Annotated in this window: 21 protein-coding genes; 15 read left to right on the plus strand and 6 right to left on the minus strand. The window is 75.0% G+C overall.

Annotated elements, in window-relative coordinates:
* Nucleotides 1-76: 76 nt before the first annotated feature.
* Nucleotides 77-1,024 (plus strand): ferric iron reductase, encoded by a 948-nt coding sequence (locus tag FHU37_RS05650; protein ID WP_179813113.1) that lies wholly within the window; start codon nucleotides 77-79, stop codon nucleotides 1,022-1,024.
* 1,089 nt (nucleotides 1,025-2,113) lie between these two features.
* On the opposite strand, the gene FHU37_RS05655 is transcribed toward FHU37_RS05650, so the two are convergent.
* Nucleotides 2,114-3,538 carry a glycoside hydrolase family 27 protein gene (locus tag FHU37_RS05655; protein ID WP_179813114.1) on the minus strand — a complete coding sequence of 475 codons (1,425 nt, stop codon included), beginning with the start codon at nucleotides 3,536-3,538 and terminating at the stop codon, nucleotides 2,114-2,116.
* Between the two features lie 474 nt (nucleotides 3,539-4,012).
* On the opposite strand from FHU37_RS05655, the gene FHU37_RS05660 reads away from it, so the two are divergent.
* The 3 genes from FHU37_RS05660 to FHU37_RS05670 are packed head-to-tail and all read left to right on the plus strand — an operon-like array spanning nucleotide 4,013 to nucleotide 6,615.
* Nucleotides 4,013-4,237 (plus strand): hypothetical protein, encoded by a 225-nt coding sequence (locus FHU37_RS05660; protein ID WP_179813115.1) that lies wholly within the window; start codon nucleotides 4,013-4,015, stop codon nucleotides 4,235-4,237.
* Nucleotides 4,234-5,319: a hypothetical protein gene (locus tag FHU37_RS05665; protein WP_179813116.1), complete on the plus strand. Its 1,086-nt coding sequence runs from the start codon at nucleotides 4,234-4,236 to the stop codon at nucleotides 5,317-5,319. The genes FHU37_RS05660 and FHU37_RS05665 overlap by 4 nt, the downstream gene beginning before the upstream one ends.
* A 36-nt stretch (nucleotides 5,320-5,355) precedes the next feature.
* The gene (locus FHU37_RS05670) at nucleotides 5,356-6,615 is read left to right on the plus strand and encodes a fumarylacetoacetate hydrolase family protein (RefSeq protein WP_179813117.1); all 1,260 of its coding nucleotides are present in this window, start codon (nucleotides 5,356-5,358) and stop codon (nucleotides 6,613-6,615) included.
* A gap of 98 nt (nucleotides 6,616-6,713) precedes the next feature.
* Here FHU37_RS05670 and FHU37_RS05675 read toward each other — a convergent pair whose 3' ends face one another.
* Together FHU37_RS05675 and FHU37_RS05680 are read right to left on the minus strand one after the other, a co-directional pair.
* A complete protein-coding gene (locus FHU37_RS05675; protein WP_179813118.1) occupies nucleotides 6,714-7,679 on the minus strand; it encodes a carbohydrate kinase family protein in 966 nt (321 codons plus the stop codon).
* Nucleotides 7,680-7,873: 194 nt separating this feature from the next.
* Entirely contained in the window at nucleotides 7,874-8,437 is a 564-nt protein-coding gene (locus tag FHU37_RS05680; protein WP_179813119.1) for a GNAT family N-acetyltransferase, read from the minus strand.
* Between the two features lie 410 nt (nucleotides 8,438-8,847).
* Between FHU37_RS05680 and FHU37_RS05685 the strand changes: the two genes are divergently transcribed.
* Nucleotides 8,848-11,562: a cellulose binding domain-containing protein gene (locus FHU37_RS05685; protein ID WP_179813120.1), complete on the plus strand. Its 2,715-nt coding sequence runs from the start codon at nucleotides 8,848-8,850 to the stop codon at nucleotides 11,560-11,562.
* Nucleotides 11,563-11,723: 161 nt separating this feature from the next.
* Here the strand turns inward: FHU37_RS05685 and FHU37_RS05690 are convergent, their stop codons facing one another.
* Both FHU37_RS05690 and FHU37_RS05695 read right to left on the minus strand, forming a co-directional pair.
* Nucleotides 11,724-12,203 carry a DoxX family protein gene (locus FHU37_RS05690; RefSeq protein ID WP_179813121.1) on the minus strand — a complete coding sequence of 160 codons (480 nt, stop codon included), beginning with the start codon at nucleotides 12,201-12,203 and terminating at the stop codon, nucleotides 11,724-11,726.
* Between the two features lie 87 nt (nucleotides 12,204-12,290).
* Nucleotides 12,291-13,370 (minus strand): ATP-dependent DNA ligase, encoded by a 1,080-nt coding sequence (locus FHU37_RS05695; protein WP_179813122.1) that lies wholly within the window; start codon nucleotides 13,368-13,370, stop codon nucleotides 12,291-12,293.
* 76 nt (nucleotides 13,371-13,446) lie between these two features.
* Between FHU37_RS05695 and ligD the strand changes: the two genes are divergently transcribed.
* The 5 genes from ligD to FHU37_RS05720 all read left to right on the plus strand — a co-directional run bounded on the left by ligD (nucleotide 13,447) and on the right by FHU37_RS05720 (nucleotide 18,652).
* Complete coding sequence (gene ligD / locus FHU37_RS05700; RefSeq protein WP_179813123.1) at nucleotides 13,447-14,460, plus strand: non-homologous end-joining DNA ligase; 1,014 nt, start codon at nucleotides 13,447-13,449, stop codon at nucleotides 14,458-14,460.
* 188 nt (nucleotides 14,461-14,648) lie between these two features.
* Nucleotides 14,649-15,917: a beta-ketoacyl-[acyl-carrier-protein] synthase family protein gene (locus FHU37_RS05705; protein ID WP_179813124.1), complete on the plus strand. Its 1,269-nt coding sequence runs from the start codon at nucleotides 14,649-14,651 to the stop codon at nucleotides 15,915-15,917.
* Nucleotides 15,914-17,248, plus strand: a complete 1,335-nt coding sequence (locus FHU37_RS05710; protein WP_179813125.1) for a ketosynthase chain-length factor — start codon at nucleotides 15,914-15,916, stop codon at nucleotides 17,246-17,248. Before FHU37_RS05705 ends, FHU37_RS05710 begins: the two co-directional genes overlap by 4 nt.
* 142 nt (nucleotides 17,249-17,390) lie before the next feature.
* The gene (locus FHU37_RS05715; protein WP_179816048.1) at nucleotides 17,391-17,633 is read left to right on the plus strand and encodes an acyl carrier protein; all 243 of its coding nucleotides are present in this window, start codon (nucleotides 17,391-17,393) and stop codon (nucleotides 17,631-17,633) included.
* On the plus strand, nucleotides 17,630-18,652 hold the full coding sequence (locus FHU37_RS05720; protein ID WP_179813126.1) for an aromatase/cyclase: 1,023 nt from the start codon (nucleotides 17,630-17,632) through the stop codon (nucleotides 18,650-18,652). Before FHU37_RS05715 ends, FHU37_RS05720 begins: the two co-directional genes overlap by 4 nt.
* A 93-nt stretch (nucleotides 18,653-18,745) precedes the next feature.
* Here FHU37_RS05720 and FHU37_RS05725 read toward each other — a convergent pair whose 3' ends face one another.
* Complete coding sequence (locus tag FHU37_RS05725; RefSeq protein WP_179813127.1) at nucleotides 18,746-19,417, minus strand: hypothetical protein; 672 nt, start codon at nucleotides 19,415-19,417, stop codon at nucleotides 18,746-18,748.
* Between the two features lie 254 nt (nucleotides 19,418-19,671).
* Between FHU37_RS05725 and FHU37_RS05730 the strand changes: the two genes are divergently transcribed.
* The 5 genes from FHU37_RS05730 (at nucleotide 19,672) to FHU37_RS05750 (ending at nucleotide 25,575) form a co-directional block, all read left to right on the plus strand.
* Entirely contained in the window at nucleotides 19,672-21,534 is a 1,863-nt protein-coding gene (locus FHU37_RS05730; protein WP_179813128.1) for a carboxyl transferase domain-containing protein, read from the plus strand.
* Nucleotides 21,531-22,007 carry a nuclear transport factor 2 family protein gene (locus tag FHU37_RS05735; protein WP_179813129.1) on the plus strand — a complete coding sequence of 159 codons (477 nt, stop codon included), beginning with the start codon at nucleotides 21,531-21,533 and terminating at the stop codon, nucleotides 22,005-22,007. The genes FHU37_RS05730 and FHU37_RS05735 overlap by 4 nt, the downstream gene beginning before the upstream one ends.
* 16 nt (nucleotides 22,008-22,023) lie before the next feature.
* Nucleotides 22,024-22,599, plus strand: a complete 576-nt coding sequence (locus FHU37_RS05740; protein ID WP_179813130.1) for a flavin reductase family protein — start codon at nucleotides 22,024-22,026, stop codon at nucleotides 22,597-22,599.
* Nucleotides 22,596-23,711 carry an acyl-CoA dehydrogenase family protein gene (locus FHU37_RS05745; RefSeq protein ID WP_179813131.1) on the plus strand — a complete coding sequence of 372 codons (1,116 nt, stop codon included), beginning with the start codon at nucleotides 22,596-22,598 and terminating at the stop codon, nucleotides 23,709-23,711. Before FHU37_RS05740 ends, FHU37_RS05745 begins: the two co-directional genes overlap by 4 nt.
* A gap of 70 nt (nucleotides 23,712-23,781) precedes the next feature.
* Entirely contained in the window at nucleotides 23,782-25,575 is a 1,794-nt protein-coding gene (locus FHU37_RS05750; RefSeq protein WP_246450332.1) for an MFS transporter, read from the plus strand.
* Nucleotides 25,576-25,601: the final 26 nt, after the last annotated feature.

The raw sequence follows: 25,601 nt of genomic DNA on the forward strand, positions 1-25,601 counted from the left end.
GGATGGCCCCGCACTCCCCGGAGCCCCGCCCCGACGCGCGGCCCGGAGGACCGAACGACCGCCGGAGCGCCACCCCATGACCACCGACCACAGCACCGGTGCCGTGCGCCCCGCCCACTCCCGGCGGACACGTGAGGCGCTGGAGGCCGCCGGCCTGCACGGCGGGTTCTTCGAGATGCGCGGCGGACCGGCCACGGCGTTCCCACCGGCCGACGGGTGGCGCGCGCTCGCCGACCTGTACGACCCGACCCGACCGCGGGAGCTGGCCGAGCGCGTCGCCCATGTGGGCGGACGGCTGGGCACCGACCGGTGGCGGGTGGCCGCCTCGGTGTTCGCGCAAGGGCTGGCCGCCCGGCTGTGCAGCCCGCTGATCGCCTGCGCCGCGCAGGACGGGCTGGTGCCGGAGCTGGACCCGCGGCGCGTGCTGTGGCGGGTGCCGCCCGGGGGTTCGTTGGAACTGGGACTGCGCTGGGCGGGGGAGGGACCGGCCGGCCGCGCGCCGGCGCCGGACCTGCCGCCCGCCGAGGCGATGCGGCTGGTGGTGGACGTCGTGCGGGAGGAACTGGTGGATCGCCACCTGGCACCGCTGGGCGCCGCGCTCCGCGCCCAGGGGGCGATCTCGGAGCGGGTGCTGCTGGGGAACGCGGCGTCCGCCGTGGCCGCGGCGGCCCGCCTGCTGGGTGCGTCCGCCCACCTCACCGGCCACGGGGACCCGCTCGGCCCGCCCGGCGGCGACCTGGCGGCGCGCGCCTGGCGGATCGCGCACGGGCTGCTGACCGCGCCGCCCTTCGACGGGCTCGGCCGCCTCGCCGTGCCGGCCGGTGCCCTGCCCGGCATCCCGGCCGGTCGGGCCGGTGGGGGCGCCGGGGCCGGCGGGGGCGGCCGATCCACTGATGCGGCGGGGACGCCGCCGGACGGCGCCTTCTACCGGCGGCACAGCTGTTGTCTCTACCACCTGGTACCCGCCACGCCCTGCGGCGACTGCGTGCTGCACGCACCCGGAAGGCCACGCGGACGGCAGTAGGGCTGCCCGTTTCGATCGGCCAGGCTCGCGGTCCGGGAGACCCAGGCACCGAGTTCGTGGCAGGCGCGCTTGGTTTGTCTGAGAGCAAGGCCCTGGAGCACGTCGCAGACGCGTTGGCAGCTTGCCCGAGAGCCGAGTCCCGGAGTTCGTGGCAGATGCGCTTGGTTCGTCTGAGAGTGGAGCCCTCGGAGTTCGTGGCAGATGCGCTTGGTTCGTCTGAGAGTGGAGCCCTCGGAGTTCGTGGCAGATGCGCATGGCTTGCCCGAGAGCGAAGCCCCAGAGCTCGGGGCAGACGCACTCAGCTTCCCCGAGAACGAACCTGCATGTCCCGGCGGGTTGATGACATGTCATGAGCGTGCCCGAAGTTTTCCACAGGTCTGCTGCCGGGGGCTGCGGCCCATCATGCCCCCGTGGGATCCTGAAGAAGGGGCCCTCGATCCCCCAATGGGGGGACGGGGAGGAAAGGTTTCTCCCCTGCGCTGCCCTGCCCCGCCGGGGCAGGGCAGCGCAGGGGGCCCGCAGGGTCACGCCGATGACTGGGCCGCGCTTGGCATATCGAGGTCGGGCCATTGTTGGGGGCCCCGGCCATTCCCAGAGCGAGCGCTGGGAATGGCCGGGGTTGAGCCATGCTTCAAGGGCTGTAGCACCTCGGGCCGGCCCGTCCGGTGCCCAGGTAGCCATGGCATCCAAGGTGGCCAAGCGGCGTCGGCGTGAAGACCTGTCATGAATACGCCCTGAGTTTTCCACAGGGCTGCCGGCGGGGGCTGCGGCCCATCATGCCCCCATGGGATCCTGAAGAAGGGGGTCGCGAGCCCCCAATAGGGGGGATAGGGGTGAAAGGTTTCGCCACCCCGGCCGTCTGTGCTTCTGGCCGTCTGTGCTTCTGCGCGAGTGCCCCGTGCCCAGTCACGGAAGTGCCCAGCCATCTGAATGCTCCGGGGTGTCCCAGGCCCCGAGCGCAACAGCAGTCCGGGCCCGAGTGCAACAGCGTGCCGGGCGCCCCCAGGCGGCCGGGTGTCCCAGGCCGGGCCGCGAGGGCGCGCCCGGATGCCCAAGCCCGGCTTCAGCAGCCCGCCCGGGTCCAGCAGCTCAGGCGGACGGCATGCGCCGGGAGGCGCCTGGCTGAGTGGGCCACCCCGTCATCGGCACGGCCGCGCCACCGAGCCCCACCGGATGTAGGCCCGGCACGTCACCCACCGTGTCCCCGACCGCCTCCCCGGCGTCCGCGCCGAGCCCGGCGTCCGCGCCGAGCCCGATGTCCGCGCCGAGCCCGGCGTCCGGAAGGTCCTCCGAGCCGGCGAGGTCGGCCTCCACCCGGAACAGCACGGTCCCGTGCGCCGGCACGGCCGCGGCGATGGTGCCCGCGCTGGAGGTGACGGCCCCGGTCCACAGGTCACGCAGGGTGTAGCCGTCGGCGGCGGCCACCCCCGCCTCGGCCGCGGTGGTGCTGACGGTCGCCGCGCTGTCGGTGGAGTTGTACAGCGCGACGGCGTGGCCGCCGTCGCTGAGCGGCTTGCTGAACACCACCAGGCCGTCGCTCTCCGCGACCACCCGGCCCTGGACGCCCAGCGGGTCCTGGTTGACGGCGATGATCTCCTCGTTGAGCAGGATCTCCATCGTCTCCGGGGTGGCCGTGCGCAGGTCGGTGCCTATCAGCAGCGGCGCGGCCATGATCGCCCACAGGCCGAAGTGCGTGCGGTACTCGGTGTCGGTCATGCCCCCGTTGCCGACCTGGAGCATGTCGGGGTCGTTCCAGGCGCCGGGCCCGGCCGCCTCGTCCAGCCGCATGTTGGTCTCGACGATGGAGGACAGGCTGTCCCAGTCGTCGGAGATGTCCCAGGTGGTCCGCCACAGGTGGCCGACGTCGGCCGCCCACTGGGCCGGGTCGGTCAGGCCCCATTCGCAGATGGAGTAGACGATGGGCCGCCCGGTGGCCTTCAGGGCGTCGCCCATCGCCCGGTAGCGGGCCTCGGTCTCCTCGGGCGAGGTCAGGCCCTCGTTGCCGCAGTTGTCGTACTTGAGGTAGTCGACGCCCCACTCCGCGAAGGTCTGGGCGTCGACCTCCTCGTATCCGAGGCTGCCGGGGTAGCCCGCGCAGGTCGCGGTGCCCGCGTCGGCGTACAGGCCCAACTTCAGGCCCAGGCCGTGTACGTAGTCGGCCAGTGCGGCGATGCCGGAGGGGAACTTCTCCGGGTCGGCGACCAGGCGGCCGGAGGCGTCCCGCTCGTGGGTGGACCAGCAGTCGTCGATGTTGACGTAGGTGTAGCCGGCGTCCTTCAGGCCGGTGCTGACCATCAGGTCGGCGGTCTGCCTGATCAACTGCTCGCTGACGTCGCAGCCGAAGGCGTTCCAGTTGTTGAACCCCATCGGCGGTGTGAGCGCGAGGCCGTCGTCGAGCGCGGCGGCCGGTGGTGCGCCGGACAGGCCCAGTACCAGGGCTCCGGCTATGCCGGCCGTGGTGGTGGTGAACGCGGTCAGCACCGCGACGGAGCGAAACGGGACCTTCCCCGGCATGACTCACTTCCCTCGGAGGATCGTGCGGTGAACGGATTCACTGAAAAGCGCATCAGATATCTGCCCGATGCGGAGGGTGACCACGATGCTCCACTTGGGTCACGGCCCTTTATGGCTGAAGGTCGCCGCCGAGGTGATCCGTGGAGGCGATCCACCGGGTCGGGTGACCCGGTCGTCCGGTTGGCCGCCGCCGGCCCCGGCCCTGCGGGCGGCCTGCCAACGGCCCGGCGCCAACGGCCCCGCCCCCGCGCCCGCCCCGCCACGACGGGGCCGGTCGCCGTCCGCCGTCGGCCGGTCGCCGCCCGCCGTCGGACGGTTGCCTCCGGGTGGCCCCGCTCGCTTGTGCCGATCCCCGTGGGCGGCCATGCTCGAAGGAGAACCCGCCGGCCGACGGCCGCCGGCGTCAGGGGTCGCCTCCCGAGCCCGGGCCACCCCGGCCGTCCCCGGCCGCGCGGCCGGCCGAGGTGCAAAAGCGTGAGGACGACCATGGCGTACTACCGGCGGGTGGGCTCCGTCCCGCCCCAGCGGCACACCCGGCACCGGCGACCGGACGGCGGCCCGTACCCCGAGGAACCGATGGGGGAGGAGGGCCTCGCCGCGGGGTGCTCCCTCCCGTACCGCCGCGGCGTCCTGTCGGCCGTCGTCGATGCCGGCCCGGGCCACGCCGGGCCGCACCCCGGCAGGGGGCCGTCCCGATGACCGCCGCACACGCCGACGCCCCGGCCGCCGTGCCGCCGGTACTGCGGGCGATGTGCGACGACGCCGCGCTCTTCCCGCCCGCCAACACGCCGATGCCCGAGGCGGTCACCGCCCACCGGCGGTACCACGCCGCCTGGTACCGGGCGCTGATCGGCTCCTTCGTCTGCCCCGACACCCGGCTGGAGGAGCTGCGCGCCGCGCTGGACGCCCGCCCGGACGGCGCCGCCCCACCCGTGGAGCCCCTACCGGTGGTCCTGGTGGTGCCCGGCGGCAGCACCCACGTGGCGCCGGCGATCCGGGCCGCGCTGGCCGAGCCGCGCCTGTCGCTGCGCGGCGTCGAGGTGGTCGCCGACCACGACGCGCCGTGCGCCGAGGGCGTGCGGCACGCCGCGGAGGCGCTCAGCGCCCACCTCCCCACGGCTCGACCGACCCCCGCGCCCACCTCCTCCGCCCCGTCCGCGCCCACCTCCTCCGCCCCGTCCGCCCCCTCCGCCGCGCCCCCCATCGGGCCGGAAGACCAGCCGGAAGACCAGCCGGAGGAGACCGAGCCGGTGTACGGCGCCGTGGAACTGCCCCGGGCCTGCTGGGCCGCCCGCCCCTGGAACGACGAGGCCGACCTGCTCTCCGCCGTCCTCGACGTGCTCGCCGCCGTCGGCCAGCGGGCCAAGCTGCGCACCGGTGGCCTCACCCCGGAGGCGTTCCCGGGAACCGCCGAACTCGCCGCCTTCCTGGCCGGCTGCGTCGCCCGCGCCCTGCCGTTCAAGCTCACCGCCGGGCTGCACCGCGCCGCCCGCTACCTCGACCTGGGCACCGGCGCGGTCCACCACGGCTTCCTCAACGTGCTGGTCGCGACCGAGCGGGCGACCCGCGGCGGCGGCCCGCGGGAGATCGTCGAGGCGCTGCGCGAACCGTCCGCACCGGCCCTGGCCGCCGCCGTCCGCGCGTTCACCCCGGAGCAGGCCGCCGCCGCGCGGGCCCGCTTCGTCTCCTACGGCACCCGCGGCATCACCGAGCCGCTGACCGACCTGGTGACCCTCGGCCTGCTGACTCCCCCCGCGCCCGCCGCCGGCGCGCCGGGCTGATCCGCGCCCCGCGCCACCCACCGAGGAGCGTCGCCCGTGTCCACCCCGTGGCTGCCCGTGCCGGACGGTTCCCCGTTCGGCGTGCGCAACCTGCCCTATGGCGTCTTCACCCCGCGCACCCGCGCGGCCCGGTCGGACGGGGTGGCCGGCCGTCCGAGCCGGGCCGGCCGGCGCCGCATCGGCACGGCCGTCGGCGACTGGGTGCTCGACCTCGCCGCCGCGTCCCGCGCCACCGGGGCGGTCTTCGCCGACCTGCTCGACGCCCCGCACCTGGGGCCGTTGATGGCCGCCGGCCGGCCCACCTGGACCCGGGTGCGGCGCGCCGTCACCACCTGGCTCACCGACCCGTCCTACCGCGCCACGCTCACCCCGCACCTGTACCCGCGCGCCGAGGTGACCTCCCACCTGCCGTTCGAGGTCGCCGACTACGTCGACTTCTGCTCCAACGAGCACCACGCGGCGAACATGGCCGCCATGCTGGGGCCCGGCCGGCCGGCGCTGCCGCCCGCCTGGAAGCACGTGCCGATCGGCCGGCACGGGCGGGCCGGCACGGTGGTCGTCTCCGGCACGCCCATCCGCCGGCCGCACGGCGCCTACCGGCCGGCGCCGGACGCCCCGCCGGTGTTCGGCCCCAGCCGGCGGCTGGACATCGAGGCCGAGATCGGCTTCGTGGTGGGCTTTCCCACCCCGCCCGGCTTCCCGGTGGCACTGCCCGACCTCCGGCGGCACGTCTTCGGCGTCTGCCTGGTCAACGACTGGTCGGCGCGCGACATCGAGGCGCTGGAGTACCAGCCGCTGGGGCCCTTCCTCGGCAAGTCGTTCGCCACCTCGGTGTCCCCCTGGCTGGTGCCGCTGGACGCGCTGGAGGAGGCCCGGGTCCGTCCGCCGCGCCGCGACGTCGCCCCGCCGTCCTACCTGGACGACCGCGACGGCGAACCGTGGGGCCTGGACATCACCCTGGAGATCGCCCTCAACGGGCACCCGGTCTCCCGCCCCCCGTTCGCCACCACCTACTGGACGCCGGCGCAGCAGCTGGCCCACCTCACCGTGGGCGGTGCCCCGCTGCGCACCGGGGACCTGTTCGCCTCCGGCGCGGTCTCCGGTCCGCGGCGCGACCAGCGCGGCTCGCTCATGGAGCTGTCCTGGGCCGGCCAGGAGCCGCTGGACCTCCCGGACGGCACCCGCCGGTCCTTCCTGGCGGACGGCGACACGGTCTCCGTCGGCGCGACCGCTCCCGGCCCGCGCGGCACCCGGATCGGCTTCGGGGAGGTCGTCGGGCGCGTGGAACCGGCCTGAGGCCCGTGGCGGGCGCCGCGTCGGGCGCTCGCCACGGGCCCGACGCGGCGCCCGCGCCGCCCGCGGCCGGTCCCGCCGCGCCCCCTGGGGGCCCCGGTTCAGTTGGCCGGCGACGCCAGGGTGTCGGCCGCCCGCCGGCACCCCTCGGCCAGCTGGTCGGGGTCGATGAACTCGGTGTGCGTGCCGGCGCTGCCGCAGGCGAAGGCCCCGGAGACCGAGCCGGCGAGCACGCACTCCGGCACCGGCCGTCCGGCCAGGAAGGAGGTGAGGAAGCCGCAGACGAAGGCGTCGCCGGCCCCGTTGCTGTCCACCACCGGACGGTCCGGCGCCGGCGGCACGGCCGGGAAGTGCCGCACCGCCCCGTCGCGCTCCTCCAGTTCCTCGCGGGTGAGCACGAAGCAGCCCTCCGCGCCGGCCGTGGCGACCACCACCCGGGCCCGCCCCTCGGTGAGGATGGCGCGCATGGCCTCCTCGTGCCGGTCGCCGTCCGCGCCTCCCCGCAGGGCGCTGGCGCTGAGGAAGACCACGTCGGCGCGGAGCGCCCACTGCAGGTGGTAGGGGTTGCGGCCGTCCCAGTCGTGCAGGTCGGTGGAGGTCGACACGCCGAGGCGCTCGATGTCGTCCCACAGCGCCCGGGTGTGGTTGATGATCGACAGGTGGACGTGCCGGGCCCGCTGGAGGAAGGGCAGGTAGAAGTCCCTCGGCATCAGCAGGTCGGCCGGGTGGCGGCCGTCGTAGAGGGACAGCCGCCGTCCTTCCGCGTCCACCAGGTTCACCGCGCGCGGCGTCCCGGCCGGGGCAGGCAGGTGGCTGAAGTCCAGGCCGCGCCGGGCGTAGGCGGCCAGGATCTGCTCCCCCTGCGGGTCGTCGCCGAGGAAGTCGATGAACTTGGTGCGCAGGCCCAGGGTGAGCATGCCGAGCGCCACGCCGTTGCCGGTGTGCGCGACGTAGTCCTGGATGGGGGGCACCCCGATGGAGTCCTGGAACGGCAGCGGGAGCGTGTCCACCCGGACGATGGTGTCCACCCCGGTTCCCCCGACCACCAGCACGTCGTACTCGTCCATCGTCCACCCCTCCTCGCGGCGCACCCGGCGCCGTCGCTGGGTGGCGGGTCCGCCCGGCGCGGTCCCGCCGCCGAGTGAACCACCGGTGATCGGCCGTCACAAGGGCTTGCGGAAAATTCCCGCAAGAATGTGGAGGCGCTGTCGGGAAGGGAGGGCGACGCGTGGGGGAGGCTGCCGGAGGGGGAGGGGTGGGGTCAGCCGGCCAGCGGGATCTCGAAGTGCACGGTGCCGAAGCCGGGGCCGTGCTCGCCGGTGGTCCGCGCGTCGAAGATTTCCTTGGCCACGCCCCGCCAGAACGGCTCCGCGCCCTCGATGTTCACGTTGGTGTGCAGGTAGACCGTGTCGTACCCCTCGGTGGCCGCCGCGAAGTCGCACGCGTACCGCACCATCGCGCCGGCGAGGCCGCGGCGGCGGTGCTCCGGGCGGACGTATACCCGCAGCAACTGCGCCGTGCGCCCGCTCGGGTAGCGCTCGGCGATCCAGCGCGGGTGCGGCGGGTGGGCGGGACCGTGTGAGCTCAGCCCGGTGGTCGCCACCACCTCCTCGTCCCGGACCGCCACCACCAGCAGGTGGCGCGGGTGGTCCAGGTAGGCGGTGCGCGGGTCCATCACGTCGGCGTGCCAGGCCGGCACGTAGCCGTAGCCGAACTCCCGGTAGAAGGTGTCCAGCATGACGCTGCGCGCGCCGTCCAGGTCGGCCGGTCGTGCGGCCCGGACCGTGTACTCGCCGACCTCGACCTGTGGTTCCCATCCGGACATGGCGCCGCTCCTCGTTCTGTCGCATGCCGCTTGTCGCGTGCCGCTTGTCGCACAGCATTCGCTTGTGCAGATGAATACCATGTTCAATCAGGAGAGTGGTAAGCGCCACTCCACGGCCGATGCCCCGCCGGCCGGGCCTCGGGGGCGTGGAGGGTGGTGATTTCGTCTTGTTATTTGTTTGGCGCCTCTGCAAACTATCTGTGGTCGGACATGCTCGTCGGGGGCCGCGTCGGTGGGGTATTTGGCATGGCCTTGTCAGTACTCGGGGGTCGCGCGTCCTCGCCGCCCCTCCTCGGGCGCGGGGGCCCCAGCCTCCCGGCCGTTCCTCGCCGAGCGCACCACGACGGGAAAGCCCGCGGGAGTTGCCCGCCACGACCGCACGCGGGCCCGAGGCCAAGGAGCCCCTAGGAATGCAACGAAGAGTCAGAGCCGCCTTCGCCGCAGCGACGGCGAGCCTCTGCCTGGGAGCCGTCGGAATCGCGGGCATCGCCGTGCCCGCGTCCGCGGAGTCGGCGGCGGCCGCCGCACCCAGCCAGGAGTACGACTGGAAGAACGTGGAGATCGCCGGCGGCGGGTTCGTGCCGGGGATCATCTTCAACCAGAGCGAGCCGGGCCTCGTCTACGCCCGGACCGACATCGGCGGCGCCTACCGGCAGGACCCGGCGACCGGCCGCTGGATCCCGCTGCTGGACCACGTCGGCTGGGACGACTGGGGCCACTCCGGCGTGCTGAGCCTGGCCACCGACCCGGTCGACCCCGACCGCGTCTACGTGGCCGCCGGCAACTACACCAACGACTGGGACCCGAACAACGGGGCCATCCTGCGCTCCACCGACCGGGGCGAGACCTGGCAGACCACCGAGCTGCCGTTCAAGGTCGGCGGCAACATGCCCGGCCGGGGCATGGGCGAACGCCTGGCCATCGACCCCAACGACAACCGGATCCTCTACTACGGCGCCGAGAGCGGCAACGGCCTGTGGAAGAGCACCGACTACGGCGCCACCTGGGCCGAGGTCGGCAACTTCCCCAACCCCGGCACCTACGTGGCCGACCCCAACGACAGCTCCGGCTACCAGAGCGACATCCAGGGCGTCGTCTGGGTGACGTTCGACCCGCGCACCGGCAGCGCCGGCCGGGCCACCCAGACCATCTACGTCGGCGTCGCCGACAAGGAGAACAACGTCTACCGCACCACCGACGGCGGTGCCACCTGGGAGCGGGTGGCCGGCCAGCCCACCGGCTTCGTCCCGCACAAGGGCGTCCTGGACCACGAGAACGGCTACCTCTACATCACCACCAGCGACACCGGCGGCCCCTACGACGGCACCTCCGGCGACGTCTGGCGGCTGACCACCGCCACCGGCGAGTGGACCCGGATCAGCCCGATGGCCTCGGACGCCCCCAGCGACCCGGCCTACTTCGGCTACAGCGGCCTCACCGTCGACCGGCAGGACCCGAGCACCATCATGGTCACCGGCTACAGCTCCTGGTGGCCGGACACCCAGATCTTCCGCTCCACCGACAGCGGCGCCACCTGGACCCCGATCTGGCAGTGGTCGTCCTACCCCAACCGCACCCTCCGCTACGACCTGGACATCTCCTCCGTGCCGTGGCTGACCTTCGGCGCCAACCCCCAGCCGCCGGAGGTCACCCCCAAGCTCGGTTGGATGACCGAGGCCCTGGAGATCGACCCGTTCGACTCCGACCGGATGATGTACGGCACCGGCGCCACCATCTACGGCACCGAGAACCTCACCGCCTGGGACACCGGCGGCACCGTCGACATCCGGCCCATGGTCGGCGGCCTGGAGGAGACCGCGGTGCTCGACCTGGTCGCCCCGCCCTCCGGCGCCCCGCTGATCAGCGGCCTCGGTGACATCGGCGGCTTCCGGCACACCGACCTCACCAAGGTCCCCGGCATGATGTTCACCAGCCCCACCTTCACCAGCACCACCGCCCTGGACTACGCCGAGTCCAACCCGAACACGGTGGTCCGGGTGGGCAACGTCGAGTCCACCGGACGCATCGCCTTCTCCACCGACAACGGCGCCAACTGGTTCGCCGGCAGCAACGTCTCCGGTGCCACCAGCGGCGGAACCGTGGCCACGGCCGCCGACGGCTCGACCACCGTGTGGAGCCCGGGCGGCGCGGGCGTCCACGTCACCACCGGCTTCGGCAGCAGCTGGACGGCCTCGACCGGCATCCCGCAGGGCGCCGTGGTGGAGTCCGACCGGGTCAACAAGAACACCTTCTACGGCTTCGCGAACGGCACCTTCTACCGGAGCACCAACGGCGGCGCCTCCTTCACCGCCACCGCGGCCACCGGCCTGCCCACCGGGGAGGCCCGCTTCAAGGCCGTGCCCGGCATCGAGGGCGACATCTGGCTGGCCGGCGGCACCGGCCTGTGGCACTCCACCGACGGCGGCGCCAGCTTCACCAAGCTGGGCAACGTCGAGGAGGCCGACAACATCGGCTTCGGCAAGGCCGCCCCGGGCAAGACCTACCCGGCGCTCTACACCAGCGCACAGGTCGACGGCGTCCGCGGCATCTACCGCTCCGACGACGGCGGCGCCCAGTGGGTGCGGATCAACGACGACGACCACCAGTGGGCCTGGACCGGCGCCACCATCACCGGCGACCCCCGGGTCCACGGACGGGTCTACGTCGCCACCAACGGCCGCGGCATCATCTGGGGCGACGCGGTCGGGGAGAGCCCCGACCCGACCGACCCGCCGACCTCCCCGGCGCCCACCGACCCGACCTCCCCGCCCCCGACCTCCCCGCCCCCCACGACCCCGCCCGCCACGACCTGCGAGGTGGACTACTCGGTCAGCGGTTCCTGGAGCGGCGGCTTCCAGGGCGCGGTGACCATCAGGAACACCGGCACCACGGCGATCGACGGCTGGACCCTGAAGTGGAGCTTCCCCAACGGCCAGCGGATCACCCAGATCTGGGGCGGCACCCACACCCAGACCGGAGCCGACGTCACCGTGACCAACGCCGCGTACAACGGCACCATCGCCGCCGGCGCCACCGCGACCTTCGGCTTCATCGGCAGCCACACCGGCACCAACGGGGAGCCCACCGCGGCCACCCTGAACGGCGGTGCCTGCACCGTCAAGTGACCCGGTGACCGAACCGGGACCGAGCCGACCCCCGGTCGGCGACCCCGCGCGCCGGGTGGGGGCGGGCCGCGCGCCCGCCCCCACCCGGGCGTCCGCGCCGCTCCCCGCCATCTGGCCGCCGCTCCCGCCGCCGAACGGAGCAGACCGTGCCCCGGGGCCGCTCAGTGCCCGGGCAGCGAGGGCAGCGACGGCACGGAGAGCCGGTCCACCGCGTGCCGGGCCCGCCAGCACAGGCTGGGCCGCCCGCCGGTGTCCGCCGCCGCCACCAGCAGCCCACCGATGATCGCCACGTTCTTGCGGAACTGGATGAGCTGCATGGCCCGCTGCTCCGGATCGTCGTACGTCCAGTAGGCGTGCGCCACCACCGTCGACGGGACCATCGCCGCCGCCAGCGCCAGCGCGGCCAGCCGGGGCACCTTCCCCAGGGCCAGCATCGTGCCCCCGACCAGCTCCACGCCCGCGTGCATCCGCACCAGCGTCCGCTTGTCCCAGCGCGCCAGGCCCGGCACCGCGTCCTGCGCCCGCTCCAGCAACTCGGATCCCGCCTGCACCCTGCCCTGCGGGTCACGCAGCCCCTCCGCCCCACTGCGCACGAAGATCCACGCCAATGCCGGCCGGGCCACCAGGTTCACCAGGAGCATTCCATCCACCTTCCACATCGACGGCTGCGGCACCGCGCGCACACGCGCGACCGCGCGACGCCACCGCGTTACCACCGGGGCGCCGTCCTACTCCTCGCCACCCGCACCGGGCCGCAGCACCTCGGCCAGGTCGTAGGAGACCGGCTCCTCCAACTGCGCGTAGGTGCAGCCGGCCGGATCCCGGTCCGGGCGCCACCGCCGGAACCGCGTGGTGTGCCGGAACCGGTCGCCCTCCATGTGGTCGTAGGCCACCTCGCAGACCAGCTCCGGGCGCAGCGGCACCCAGGACAGGTCCTTGCCCGCCGTCCACCGGCTCGGCCCGCCCGGCAGCCGGTCCCGCGCGTGCGCCGCCTCCTCCCCCCACGCCGCCCAGGGGTGCCCCGCCACGTCCGGCATCCGCAGTGGCGCCAACTCCTCCACCAGCTCCCGCCGGCGCCGCATCGGGAAGGACGCGCTCACCCCCACGTGCTGCAACCGCCCGGCGGCGTCGTACAGCCCCAGCAGCAGCGAACCGACCACCGGCCCGCTGCGGTGCTCCCGGTAGCCGGCCACCACGCAGTCCGCCGTCCGTTCGTGCTTGACCTTGAACATCGCCCGCTCGTCCGGCAGGTAGGGCCCGTCCGGCCGCTTGGCCACCACGCCGTCCAGTCCCGCCCCCTCGAAGTGCTCGAACCACTCCCGGGCGACCGCCTCGTCCCGGGTCGCCGGGGCGGTGAACACCGGCTCCGCGGCCCCCCGCAGCACCTCCACCAGGGTGGCGCGCCGCTGCTCCATCGGCACCGGCAGCAGCGCCATGTCCTCCAGGGCCAGCAGGTCGAAGGCGACGAACGAGGCCGGGCTGCGCTGGGCCAGCATCCGCACCCGGGAGGCCGCCGGATGGATGCGCTCCAGCAGCTCCTCGAAGTGCAGCCGCCCGTCGTGGGCGATCACGATCTCCCCGTCCACCACGCACCGCCGCGGCAGGTTCGCCAGCAGCCCCTCCACCAGCTCGGGGAAGTAGCGGGTCAGCGGGCGCCCGGTGCGGCTGCCGATCTCCAGCTCCGGGCCGTCCCGGAAGACGATCGCCCGGAAGCCGTCCCACTTGGCCTCGTAGCTCATGCCCGGGGGGATCTCGGGCACCGCCTTGGCCAGCATCGGCTTCACCGGGGGCATCACCGGAAGGTCCATGCCGCGATTGTCCGGCCGGCCCCGCCGCCGCGCCCGTCGGGAGGCGGCCATCCGGCGGCGGGCCTAGCGTGGCGTCATGGGCGGAGCGACGGAGTTGACGGTCGGCGGGCGCGCCGTGCGGGTGACCAACCCGGACAAGGTGTACTACCCGGAGCGCGGCTTCACCAAGTTGGACGTGGCCCGGTACTACGCGGCCGTCGCCGAGGCCGCGCTGCGCGTGCTGCGCGACCGCCCCACCACGCTGCAGCGCTTCCCGGACGGCGTGGACGGCGAGTGGTTCTACCAGAAGCGGGCCCCGGCCAAGCGGCCGGACTGGCTGGCCACCGCGCGGATCTCCTTCCCCAGCGGCCGGTACGCCGACGAGCTGTGCCCCACCGAGCCGGCGGCCGTGGTGTGGGCCGCCAACCTCGGCTGCCTGACCTTCCACCCCTGGCCGGTGCGCCGCGACGACGTCGACCACCCCGACGAACTGCGCATCGACCTCGACCCGCAGCCCGGCACCGACTTCTCCGACGCGGTGCGGGCCGCCCTGGAACTGCGCCCCCTGCTGGCCGAGTACGGCCTGCGCGGCTGGCCCAAGACCTCGGGCGGACGCGGGGTGCACGTCTACGTCCCGATCCTCGCGCGCTGGACCTTCACCGAGGTGCGGCGCGCCCTGATCGCCCTCGCGCGCGAGCTCCAGGCCCGGATGCCGGAGCGGGTGACCAGCGCCTGGTGGAAGGAGGAACGCGGCAGCAAGGTCTTCGTCGACTACAACCAGATGGCCCGCGACCGCACGATCGCCTCCGCCTACTCGCTGCGCGCCCGCCCCCGGGCGACCGTCTCCACCCCGCTGCGCTGGGAGGAACTGGACCGGGTGGAGCCCGAGGACTTCGACCTGCTCACCGTACCCGGACGGCTCGCCGAACTCGGCGACGTCCACGCGGACATGGCGGAGCACGCCTTCGACCTCACGCCGCTGCTGGAACTGGCCGACCGGCACGAGGCGGAGGCCGGACTCGGCGACCTGCCCTACCCGCCGGACCACCCCAAGGCCCCCGGCGAACCACCCCGGGTCCAGCCCAGCCGGGCCCGCGGCGGCCACCGCTGAGGCGCCACACGAAGCCGCTCCCACGCTCCCACGCCTCACCAGCACCGCTCTAGCGGTGTGCGAGCGGCCGTGGAAAGGCTGATCCCGTCGCCGGCGCCGCCGTGCCGCACCAGCGGTCCGGCGGCGCCCGCCCGAGGGGAGACGCCTGTGAAACACACCCAGCCCGACGCGTCCGCCGGAGGTGAGCCGTGACCCGGCGCACCGTCATCACCGGAATCGGTGTCCGAGCGCCCGGCGGCTCCGGGACCAAGGAGTTCTGGGACCTGCTCAGTTCCGGCCGCACCGCCACCCGCCGCATCACCCTGTTCGACCCCACCCGCTACCGTTCCCAGGTCGCCGGGGAGTGCGACTTCGACGCGGAGGCCGAGGGGCTGACCCCCCGCGAGATCCGCCGGATGGACCGCGCCGCGCAGCTGGCCGTGGTCTGCGCCCGGGACGCCATGGCGGACAGTGGCATCGAGCCGGACGCGCTGGACCCGCACCGCTTCGGGGTCAGCCTGGGCAGCGCGGTCGGCGCGGCCACCAGCCTGGAGAACGAGTACCTGGTGCTCTCCGACAGCGGGCGCAAGTGGCTGGTCGACTACGACCACCTCTCCCCGCACATGATCGACTACCTGGTCCCCAGCGCCATGCCCGCCGAGGTGGCCTGGACGGCCGGCGCCGAGGGACCGGTCACCATGGTCTCGGACGGCTGCACCTCCGGGCTCGACGCGGTCGGCTACGCCCGGGAACTCATCCTCGAGGGCTCCGCCGACGTGATGCTCACCGGCGCCTCCGACACCCCCGTCTCACCCATCGTCATGGCTTGCTTCGACGCGATCAAGGCCACCACGCCGCGCACCGACGCCCCCGAACGCGCCTCCCGGCCCTTCGACCGCTCCCGCAACGGCTTCGTGCTCGCCGAGGGCGCCGCCATGTTCGTCCTGGAGGAGTACGAGCACGCCCGCCGCCGCGGCGCGCCCATCTACGCGGAGATCACCGGCTACGCCACCCGCTGCAACGCCTACCACATGACCGGCCTGAAGCCCGACGGCCGCGAGATGGCGGAGGCCATCCGGGTCGCCCTGGACGAGTCCCGCCAGCCGGGGACGGCCGTGGACTACATCAACGCGCACGGCTCCGGCACCAAGCAGAACGACCGGCACGAGACCGCCGCCTTCAAGCGCGCCCTGGGCGAGCACGCCCGGTCCGTCCCGATCAGCTCCATCAAGTCCATGGTCGGCCACTCCCTCGGCGCCATCGGATCGATCGAGATCGCCGCCTGCGCGCTCGCCATCAGGCACGGCGTGGTTCCGCCCACCGCCAACCTGCACGAGCCCGACCCCGAGTGCGACCTCGACTACGTGCCGCTGACCGCCCGCGAGCGCCACCTGGACACGGTGCTGACGGTCGGCAGTGGGTTCGGCGGGTTCCAGAGCGCCATGGTGCTGCGCCGCCTCGAAGGGAAGGCCGCATGACCGAGACCGTCGCCTCCCGAACCCCCGGGTCACCGACGCCGCCGCCGCGGACCGCGCCGGCCCCGGACGCCACGGCCGGTGCCCAGGGCACCGGCCGCGTGGTGGTCACCGGCATCGGCGTCGCCTCGCCCAACGGCCTCGACCCGGAGAAGTACTGGACGGCCCTGCTGGAGGGCCACGAGGGCATCCGGACCATCGAGGCCTTCGACACCTCCCGCTACCCGTGCCGGCTCGCCGGCCTGATCCCCGACTTCGACGACGCCGCGCACATCCCCGGCCGGCTGCTGCCGCAGACCGACCGGGTCACCCGGCTCGCCCTCTACGCCGCCGAACGGGCCATCGACGACGCCGCCCTCGGACCGGACGACGTCCCCGAGTACGACATGGGCGTGGTGATGTCCAACGCCTCCGGCGGCCACGAGTTCACCCACCGGGAGTTCCGCAAGCTCTGGTCGCAGGGCCCGCAGTTCGTCAGCGTCTACGAGTCCTTCGCCTGGTTCTACGCCTGCAACACCGGCCAGATCTCCATCCGCCACCAGATGCGCGGCCCCAGCGCCGCCCTGGTCGGCGAGCAGGCCGGCGGACTCGACGCGGTCGGCCACGCGCGCCGCGCCGCGCGGCGCGGCACCCGCCTGCTGATCACCGGCGGCGCCGACTCCGCCTTCGACCCCTGGGGCTGGATCTCCCACCTCTCCGGGGGCTGGGTCAGCCGCGCCGACCGGCCGGAGCACGCCTTCCGGCCGTTCGACGCCGCCGCCGACGGGCACGTGCCCGGCGAGGGCGGTGCCGTGCTGGTCCTGGAGGAGGAGCACCTGGCGCTGGAGCGCGGCGCCCCGCGGCGCTACGGCTCCATCGCCGGCTACGCGGCCACCTTCGACCCGCCGCCCGGCTCGCCCAGGCCGCGCGGCCTGGCCCGCGCCGCCCGGCTGGCCATCGCGGACGCGGGCCTGACGCCGGAGGAGATCGACGTGGTCTTCGCCGACTCCTCCGGGGTCCCCGAGCACGACCGCGCCGAGGCGGAGGCGATCGGCGCCGTGTTCGGGCCGCACGGGGTCCCGGTCACCGCCCCCAAGGCGCTGATCGGCCGGCTGTACGCCGGAGGTCCGCCGCTGGACCTGGTGGCCGCCCTGCTGGCCATCCGGGACGGCCTGATCCCGCCGACCGCCCACACCGTGGACGTGCCCGACGAGTACGGAATCGACCTGGTGCGGGGCGAGCCGCGCCGCCAGCCGGTGCGCCGGGCCCTGGTGCTCGCCCGGGGCCGCTGCGGCTTCAACTCCGCCATGGTCGTGCGGGCCATGGACGACGAGGCACCGCACGGCGCCCGGTGACCCACCACCGACACCCACCTTCACCCCAAGCGACCGAGGAGCACGCGTGACCGACCAGTCCCCGACCACCACCCGACCCGCCGAGCCGGGCGACGCGACCGGCGTCGTCCCCGGCCAGCAGACCGGGTCGCCCGACGGCCAGATGGCCCTCGACGACATCCGGCGGCTGCTCACCGCCTGCGCCGGCGCGGACGGCAACGCCGCCCTGGCCGGCGACATCATGGACACCGACTTCGGGGACCTCGGCTACGACTCGCTGGCCCTGATGGAGATGGCCGCGCGCATCGAGCAGGAGCGCGGGGTGAAGATCCCCGACGAGGTGATCACCGAGCTGCGCACGCCGCGCGCCGTCCTGGAGACCGTGAACGGAGGTGTGGTGGCGTGAGCGAGCAGCAGCGGGAGTACGCGCTGGAGCACAGCGAGGTCATCACCGCGCGGGCCAGCGACCTGTACGGGATCATCGCGGACGTCACCCGTTGGCCGGTGCTCTTCGGCCCCACGGTCCACACCGACCACATCGAGCGCACCCCGAGCGTGGAGCGCTTCCACCTGTGGGCGCTGCTCGACGGCAACGTCCTGAACTGGACCACGCGGCGCACCCACGACCCGGAGCGCCTGGTCGTCACCTACGCCCAGGCGCACAGCCGTCCCCCGTTCCGCACCATGACCGGCGAGTGGCGCTTCCGCCCGCTGGACGGCGAGCGCTCCGAGGTGGTGCTGACGCACCGCTTCGTGCCGCTGGAGGACACCCCCGAGATCCGGGAGCAGATCACCAGGACGCTCGACCGCAACAGCACGGTCGAGCTGGCCCGGCTGCGCGGTGTCGCGGAGCTCGGCCACTCCGCCGACGAGCTGGTGTTCTCCTTCGAGGAGGCGCTGTCCGGGATCGCCGGCTCCGCCGCCGACGCCTACGCGTTCGTCGCCGAGGCTGAGGCGTGGCCGGAGCGCCTGCCGCGGGTGACCAAGGCCGTGCTGCGCGACTACCGCGAGGGCATCGAGAACCTGGAGCTGGAGACCGTGGCCGACGACGGTTCCACCACGGCCACCAGCGCGGTCCGGGTGCTGTTCCCGGGCGAGCGCATCGCCTTCAAGCACATCACCGTCCCCAAGCCGCTGCTCGGTCACAGCGGGCTGTGGACCTTCAGCGACGTCCCGGCGGAGCAGGGCGGCGGATCGACGATCAGCGTCCGGCACACCGTCTCGGTGAACCCGGCCACGATCGGCGAGGTGCTGGGCGCCGGCGCCACGCTGGAGGACGCCCGCCGCCACGCCCGGGAGATCCTCGGCGCGCAGTGCCGCGCGACGATGGAGCGCGCCGCCGCGCACGCCGCGGAGCGGGCCACCGTGCCGGGCGCGACGAAGCCGGGGGACGACGCCGTCACCGGCGCCGCCGCCCCGGTCTGACCCACCCGCGGGGTGGTGCCCCGGAGCCGACCCGGGCTCCGGGGCACCACGCGTCCGGGCACGGCCATGCGGTGACGTTTCTGCTGCCGGTGGTCACGTGCGCCGGGAACCGCGCGGCTCCTCGGGCCCCACCTCCGTGCTGGTGAGCGGCACCGGGGCGGGCAGGAAGCAGGCGAGTGGATGGGGCTCGCCCTGGGAACCGGTGCCCAGCCAGGAGAACGCCGGCTCGGCGAGCGTCGCCCCGCCGTGACGCAGGCTGAGCTCCTCGGCGCCGTCGTCCCCCGGCCGCAGGTGGAGGGTCAGCGACGGCAGGGCGATCACCTCCCCGGCCGGGAAGGGCCCCTCGGCCTCCAGCACCACCACCTCGTGGTCCCTCAGCACGCGCGCCGGCGCGGATCCGCCGGACACCTCGGCCCCGACCACGGTGGCGTCCGCCGGCAGCAGGAAGCTCAACCGCACCTGCCGCACCTCGGAGTTGAACCGCGGGTCGGCCACGAAGGGCGGGACGTCCACGACCACCGGGAAGGACTCCCGAGGGGTCACCCGCTGCGGGGCGTCGCCGTACAGCTTGATCGCGTGGGCCACCGTGTGGCTGCCCTGGACGTGGGCGGAGTAGCAGTCGTACACCGCGATGACGGGTTCGGACGCGGCCGCCGGTGCAGCCGGCGTCAGCGACAGGGCGAGGGCCAGGGGGAGGGTGGCCGCCGTCCGGGCGGCCTGGAGCGGGCGCCTGCGTCGCCCACGACCACGCTGGGGCTCCGGCATCGATTCCTCCTTGGGAGCGTGACCGGGTTGTCGGGCATCCTTCGGCCGGTGACCGTAGTGACGTTTCCTCGCATACCGGTGGAGGCGCACCGCCCATGACGTGACGTCACCACGCTGGCGGGCGCCCATGGCGCCGGATCCGCGTGGCACCTGAGTGATCCTCCGGTGGCGGTCGAGCGCCGCTGCGCAGGGTGGCGGACGACGCACGGGCCACCCGGACGCCCCGGTGGCCCCGAGGAGCCGCGAGGACACCGATGACCAACACGCCCGACCGACCGGCACCGGGACGCGCCCGCCACGGGCGGGTGGTCTGCCCGGGATGCCGTGCCCGGGTCGACGCCCAGCGCTGGAGGGACGACCTGCGGGTCTGCCCCGAGTGCGGCCGGCACGACCGGCTCCCGGCACGGGAGCGCCTGGACCTGCTCGCCGACCCCGGCAGCGTTCGCCTCCTGCCGCCGGTCACCGTGCGTGAGGACGTGCTGGAGTTCACCGACACCGTGCCCTATCCGCGGCGGCTGGCCGCCGCCCGGGAACGCACCGGCCTGCACGACGCGGTGCTGTGCGCCCGGATCGACGTCGAGGGGCGCCCAGCCGTCTGCGCCGTGATGGACTTCCGGTTCCTCGGCGGCAGCCTCGGCGCCGCGGCCGGGGAGGCCGTGGTGCGGGCCGCCGAGACCGCGCTGGCCGAACGCGCCCCGCTGCTGCTGGTCACCGCCTCCGGCGGCCTCCGGATGCAGGAGGGGCCCATCGCGCTGGCGCAGACGGCCCGGACCAGCGCCGCGATGGGCCGACTGGACGAGGCCGGGGTGCTCACCGTCTCGCTGGTCACCGATCCCACCTACGGGGGCGTGGCCGCCAGCTTCGCCACCCTCGCGGACGTCATCGTCGCCGAGCCGGGCGCCCGTCTCGGCCTCGCCGGCCGGCGCGTGGTGGAGCGGGCGGCGGCCCGCCGGCTCCCCGAGGACTTCCAGACGGCCGGCTTCCTGCTCGCCCGCGGCCTCGTCGACATGGTGGTGCCGCGGCGCGCGCTGCGCCGGGAGCTCGGCCGGCTGCTGGCCCTCAACCCCCCCGGCCCGGCCCCGGTCCCCGCCCCCGGCCCGGCCGGCGTCCCGGCGTCGGAGCGAGGGCCGGGCCGCGAAGGGGACCGCGACGGGCTGCTGCGCGACCCCGACGCGCTGCCGCCCCTGGATCCCTGGGAACAGGTGCTCGCCGCCCGCTCCGCGGACCGCCCCGGCGTGCCGGACTACCTCGCCCTCGCCTTCGACGACTTCCAGGAACTGCGCGGCGACCGGGCCGGCGGCGACTGCCCGGCGGTGCTGGCCGGCACCGCCCGGCTGGCCGGCCGCCCGGTCGCCGTGATCGGTCACCGCGGCAGGGGCGCCGGCGCCGGCCCGGGCGCGCCCGGCCACGCCACCCCCTCGCCGGCCGGCCACCGCAAGGCCGCCCGGGTGATGCGGCTGGCCGCCAAGCTGGGCCTGCCGGTGGTCACCCTGGTGGACACCCCCGGCGACCACCCGGGCCCGCAGGCCGAGGAGCACGGCCAGGCCGGCGCCATCGCCGAGAACCTGCGGCTGATGGCCGCGCTGCCGGTGCCGGTCGTCACCGCGGTGGTCGGGCAGGGCGGTGGCGCGGCGGCGCTCGGCATCGCGGTCGCCGACCGGACCCTGGCCCTGTCCGGCGCGGTGTACTCGGTGATCAGCCCCGAGGACTGCGCCGCCATCCTGTGGCACGACCCGGCCGCCGCCCCACGCGCCGCGGCCGTGCTGGGCCTCGACGCACCCAGCCTGCTCCGGCTCGGCGTCGTGGACGGCGTCGTCCCGGAGCCGGAGGGCGGCGCCGCCGCCGATCCCGCGCTGACCGCCGACCGGCTGCGCGCCGCGCTCACGGCGGCCCTGGCGGAGCTGGCCGGCCTGTCCGGCGACGACCTGGTGTCCCGCCGCCGCGCACGCCTGCGCCACTTCGGCACCCCGGTTCCGCCGCCCCGGCCTCCCGGGCTCCCGGCCGATCCGGCCCACGGCCACGTGAGCGTTTCTCAAGTCGCACGCGACCCCGGAGGGCAACCGTGGACCACGGTCCCGCCCACCGACCCCACCGGACGAGACGAAAGGCCACGATGACCGGCCCCACCACCAGCCCGACCACCCAGCTCACCATCGACCCCGCCGCCACCCCCGGCGACTTCGCGGAACTCTACGCCGAGGTGCAGCAGTTCTACGCGGTGCAGATGAGCCACGTCGACGAGGGCAGGTACGACGAGTACGCGGCCACCTTCACGGAGGACGGCGAGCTGTCCTACAACCCGGCCGTCCCGCCGGTGCGCACCCCGGCCGCCATCGCCGCCGAGCTGCACGCCTTCCACGGGCGCTTCGCCGCGGATCCCGGGCAGCGGCGCCACTGGTTCACCATGCTGCGCCTGGACCCGCGGGACGACGGCAGCGTCCACGCCTCGTGCTACTCGCTGATCGTCACCAGCCGCCCGGGACAGGCGCCGGTCTGCGCCCCCAGCGGCGAGGTGCGCGACGTGCTGGTCCGGGTGGACGGGCGGCTGCTCGTCCGGTCCCGGACCGTCGAGCACGACCGGCCCCGCTGAGCGGGCGGGCGCGCCGATGCTCCCCCAACCGGTCGCAGTCGACCACTTCCGCGCCTGCATGGGCCGTTGGGCCAGCGGGGTCACCGTGGTCACCACGGCGGACGCCGGCGGTCGTCCGCACGGTTTCACGGCCAGTTCCTTCTCGGCCGTCTCGCTCCACCCGCCGATGGTGCTGGTCTGCATCGACCTGACGGCCAACTGCCTGTCCGCCTTCCAGGAGGCGGGCTGGCTGGCCATCCACGTGCTGCGGCGGGAGCAGGAGGCGACGGCGCGGCGGTTCTCCCGCAAGGACGTCGACAAGTTCGCCGGGCAGCCGCTGGTGCGCGGGCCCGGCGGCATCCCCCTGCTGCCCGGCACGCTGGCCCGCCTGGAGTGCCGGACGGCCGACCGGGTGCCCGCCGGTGACCACCTGATCCTCGTCGCCGAGGTGCGCCGCACCGTGGTCGGCGACGGCGAGCCGCTCATCTACTACCAGCGCGCCTACCGGCGACTGGGCGCCGAACCGCCGGCCGAGGGCGCGCCCGCCGGCCCCGGACCCGCCGAGACGGCGGCGCCGGCCCCCACCCCGACCAGGACCAGGAGCACCCCATGACGCTGGACCAGACGATCGCCGCCGGACTGGTCCCGGCCGCCCGGCGGTTGGCCCGGACGGCGGCCGGTGGAGCCGCCCGCGCCGAGAGCGACCGCCGGCTGAGCCGGGAGGTGGTCGAGGAGACCATCGCCGCCGGGTTCGCGCGGCACTTCGTGCCCGCGGCGCACGGCGGCGCCGAGTCGACCTTCGCCGACCTGCTGCAGGCCGTGGCCGTGGTGGGGGAGGGCTGCGCGTCGGCCGCCTGGTACGCCTCGCTCACCGCGGGGATCTCCCGGATGGCCGCCTACCTGCCCGCCGAGGGCCGGCAGGAGCTGTGGGAGCGCGGCCCGGACACCCTGGTGGTGGGGGCGCTGATGCCGCTGGGCAAGGCCCGTGAGGCGGACGGCGGCTGGCGGCTGGCCGGCACCTGGCCGTTCGTCAGCGCGGTGGACTTCGCCGAGTGGGCGCTGGTCCTGGGCACGGCGGCGACCGCCGGCGGGCGGCAGGAGCAGCGGTTCTTCGCCCTGCCGCGCGCGGACTTCACGGTGGTGGACTCCTGGTTCACCGCCGGCATGCGCGGCACCGGCAGCAACACCCTGGTGGCGGAGGACGTGTTCGTGCCGGCGTCGCGGACCTTCACCCGCGGCGACGTCCTGGAGGGCAACGCCCCGCCCGGCTCGGCGCCGTGCCACCGGGTGCCGCTGCGCGCGGTGAACGGACTGACCTTCGCCGCCCCGGTGCTCGGTGCCGCCCGCGGCGCGCTGGCCTCCTGGCGCGAGGTGGTGGCGGAGAAGGCGTGCGCCCCGGGCGCGGCCTCGCTCGCCGAGCCGCTGGCCCGCTCCTCCGGGGAGATCGACGCCGCGGCGCTGCTGCTGGAGCGGGCCGCGGTGGTGGCGGACCGCGGCCGGGTCACCGAGCTGGAGCAGGCCCGCGGCACCCGGGACGCGGCGCTGGCGGCCGACCTGCTGGTGGACGCGGTGGGCCGGCTGGTGCGCTCGGCCGGCACCCGGGGCCAGTCGGCCTCGCACCCGCTGCAGCGTTTCTGGCGGGACGTCAACGCGGCGGCGACGCACGCGATGCTCCAGTTCGGTCCGGCGGCCGACGGCTACGCCGGCCAGGTGCTGCGCGGCTGACCGACCGGGGGAACCAGCGGGGCGGCGGCGAGGGCCGGCGCCCGGGAACGTCGAGGGAAGGGCGACCGTGATGCGTGGGGTGGAGGGGTCGGACACGGTGGGCCGGGCGCCGCTGTCCGACGGGCCGGCCGGTGGCGGGCCGCCGGAACCGGATGGCCGCGGCGCGGGCCGGGCGGCCGCGTCCGCCGCCGTGCCGGAACCGAGGTCCGGCCCGTCCGAGGCCGCCGCCCCGGAGGCCGGACCGGAGGGCGTGCCGCAGGCCGCTGCGGAGGCCGGGGCGCCGCAGGTGCCGGCCGCGCCGGTCGGGCACGCCGAGGGGCATCCGCGGCGCTGGCACGTGCTCGCCGTGCTGCTGCTCTGCCTGACCTGCGTGGTCGCGGACAACACCACGCTCAACGTGGCGCTGCGGACGCTCGCCGACCCGTCCTCCGGGGTGGGCGCCTCGCACAGCGAGCTGGAGTGGATCCTCAGCGCCTATCCGCTGGCGCTCGCCGCGCTGCTGCTGACCTGCGGCGCGCTGGCGGACCGGTGGGGGCGCCGCCGGGTGCTGCTGCTGGGGCTGGCGGTCTACGGCACGGCGTCCGTGCTGTCCGCCCACGCCCCGGGCCCCGAGGTGCTGATCGGCACCCGGGCGGTGATGGGGATGGGCGCGGCGGCGGTGATGCCGGTGACGCTCGCCGTCATCGCGGACGTCTTCCCGCTGCGCGAGCGCCCCCGGGCCATCGGGCTGTGGGCCGGGACGGTCGGTGTGGCGCTCGCGCTGGGCCCGGTGGCCGGTGGGGTGCTGCTGGAGCGGTTCTGGTGGGGCTCGGTGTTCCTGGTGAGCCTGCCGGTGGTCGCGGTGGCCCTGGTGGCGGTGGCCGTGGTGGTTCCGGAGTCCCGGGACCCGGCGGCCGGGCGGCTGGACCTCGGTGGCGCGGTGCTGTCCGCGCTGGGCCTGGCCGCGCTGGTCTACGGGGTGATCGAGGCGGGCCGGCTGGGCTCGGTCACGGTCGTCACGGCGTGGCTGCCGGCGTTGGCCGGCCTGCTGCTGTGCGGCTGCTTCGCCTGGTGGGAGAGCCGGCGGGAGCACCCGGCGTTCGAGATCCGGTTCTTCCGGCGGCCGGGGTTCTCGGCCGCGGTGGGCGCGGTGGGCTTCGTGTCCTTCGCGATGTCCGGCTTCCTGTTCTTCAGCACCTTCTACATGCAGAGCGTGCGCGGGCTGTCCCCGGTGCGGGCCGGGCTGTACGTGCTGGCCCTGGCGCTGGCGAACGTGCTGTTCGGGCCGCTCAGCCCGCTGGCGGTGCGCCGGTTCGGGCCGCGGGCGGTGTGCGCGGGGGGCCTGCTGGCGATGGCGGCGACGCTGACCGGCCTGCTGCTGGTCCGGGTGTCGACCCCGATGTGGGCGGTGCTGCCGCTGTTCTTCCTGATGGGCGCGGCGATGGCGCACGTGATGCCGCCGGCCGCGGTCTCGGTGATGACCGCGATCCCGAAGTCCAAGGCGGCCTCCGGGTCGGCGATGAACAACACCGTGCGGCAGGTGGGCGGCGCGCTCGGCGTCGCCGTGCTGGGGGCGCTGCTCGGTGCCCGGTACCGGGCGGGGGTGTGGGGGGAGCTGTCCGGGGTGCCGGAGGGGCGTCGGGCGGCGGCGGCGGAGTCCATCGAGGCGACGGCGGCCTGTGCGGAGCGGGCCGGGGAGCGCGGGCCGGCCCTGGTGGCGGCGGCCCAGGAGTCGTTCGTGGCGGCCATGCACACCACGGCGTTGGTGGCCGCCGGGATGGCGGTGCTGGGGGCGCTGGTGGTGCTGCGCTGGATGCCCGGGCGGCTGGACGCCGCGGACGGCGTCCCGAACCGAACGGCATCGCAAGAAAAGCGGCAATCCTGAATCGGTTTCTTCCGCTCGTGTATTTG

The organism is Allostreptomyces psammosilenae, from assembly GCF_013407765.1.
In the GTDB taxonomy this organism is placed as follows: Bacteria; Actinomycetota; Actinomycetes; order Streptomycetales; family Streptomycetaceae; genus Allostreptomyces; species Allostreptomyces psammosilenae.

Coding starts and splice junctions, on each gene's coding strand:
- FHU37_RS05650 (WP_179813113.1), top strand. CDS start 77: ATGACCACCGACCACAGCACCGGTGCCGTGCGCCCCGCCCACTCCCGG.
- FHU37_RS05655 (WP_179813114.1), bottom strand. CDS start 3,538: ATGCCGGGGAAGGTCCCGTTTCGCTCCGTCGCGGTGCTGACCGCGTTC.
- FHU37_RS05665 (WP_179813116.1), top strand. CDS start 4,234: ATGACCGCCGCACACGCCGACGCCCCGGCCGCCGTGCCGCCGGTACTG.
- FHU37_RS05675 (WP_179813118.1), bottom strand. CDS start 7,679: ATGGACGAGTACGACGTGCTGGTGGTCGGGGGAACCGGGGTGGACACC.
- FHU37_RS05680 (WP_179813119.1), bottom strand. CDS start 8,437: ATGTCCGGATGGGAACCACAGGTCGAGGTCGGCGAGTACACGGTCCGG.
- FHU37_RS05685 (WP_179813120.1), top strand. CDS start 8,848: ATGCAACGAAGAGTCAGAGCCGCCTTCGCCGCAGCGACGGCGAGCCTC.
- FHU37_RS05690 (WP_179813121.1), bottom strand. CDS start 12,203: ATGCTCCTGGTGAACCTGGTGGCCCGGCCGGCATTGGCGTGGATCTTC.
- FHU37_RS05695 (WP_179813122.1), bottom strand. CDS start 13,370: ATGGACCTTCCGGTGATGCCCCCGGTGAAGCCGATGCTGGCCAAGGCG.
- ligD (WP_179813123.1), top strand. CDS start 13,447: ATGGGCGGAGCGACGGAGTTGACGGTCGGCGGGCGCGCCGTGCGGGTG.
- FHU37_RS05710 (WP_179813125.1), top strand. CDS start 15,914: ATGACCGAGACCGTCGCCTCCCGAACCCCCGGGTCACCGACGCCGCCG.
- FHU37_RS05715 (WP_179816048.1), top strand. CDS start 17,391: ATGGCCCTCGACGACATCCGGCGGCTGCTCACCGCCTGCGCCGGCGCG.
- FHU37_RS05725 (WP_179813127.1), bottom strand. CDS start 19,417: ATGCCGGAGCCCCAGCGTGGTCGTGGGCGACGCAGGCGCCCGCTCCAG.
- FHU37_RS05730 (WP_179813128.1), top strand. CDS start 19,672: ATGACCAACACGCCCGACCGACCGGCACCGGGACGCGCCCGCCACGGG.
- FHU37_RS05735 (WP_179813129.1), top strand. CDS start 21,531: ATGACCGGCCCCACCACCAGCCCGACCACCCAGCTCACCATCGACCCC.
- FHU37_RS05740 (WP_179813130.1), top strand. CDS start 22,024: ATGCTCCCCCAACCGGTCGCAGTCGACCACTTCCGCGCCTGCATGGGC.
- FHU37_RS05745 (WP_179813131.1), top strand. CDS start 22,596: ATGACGCTGGACCAGACGATCGCCGCCGGACTGGTCCCGGCCGCCCGG.
- FHU37_RS05750 (WP_246450332.1), top strand. CDS start 23,782: ATGCGTGGGGTGGAGGGGTCGGACACGGTGGGCCGGGCGCCGCTGTCC.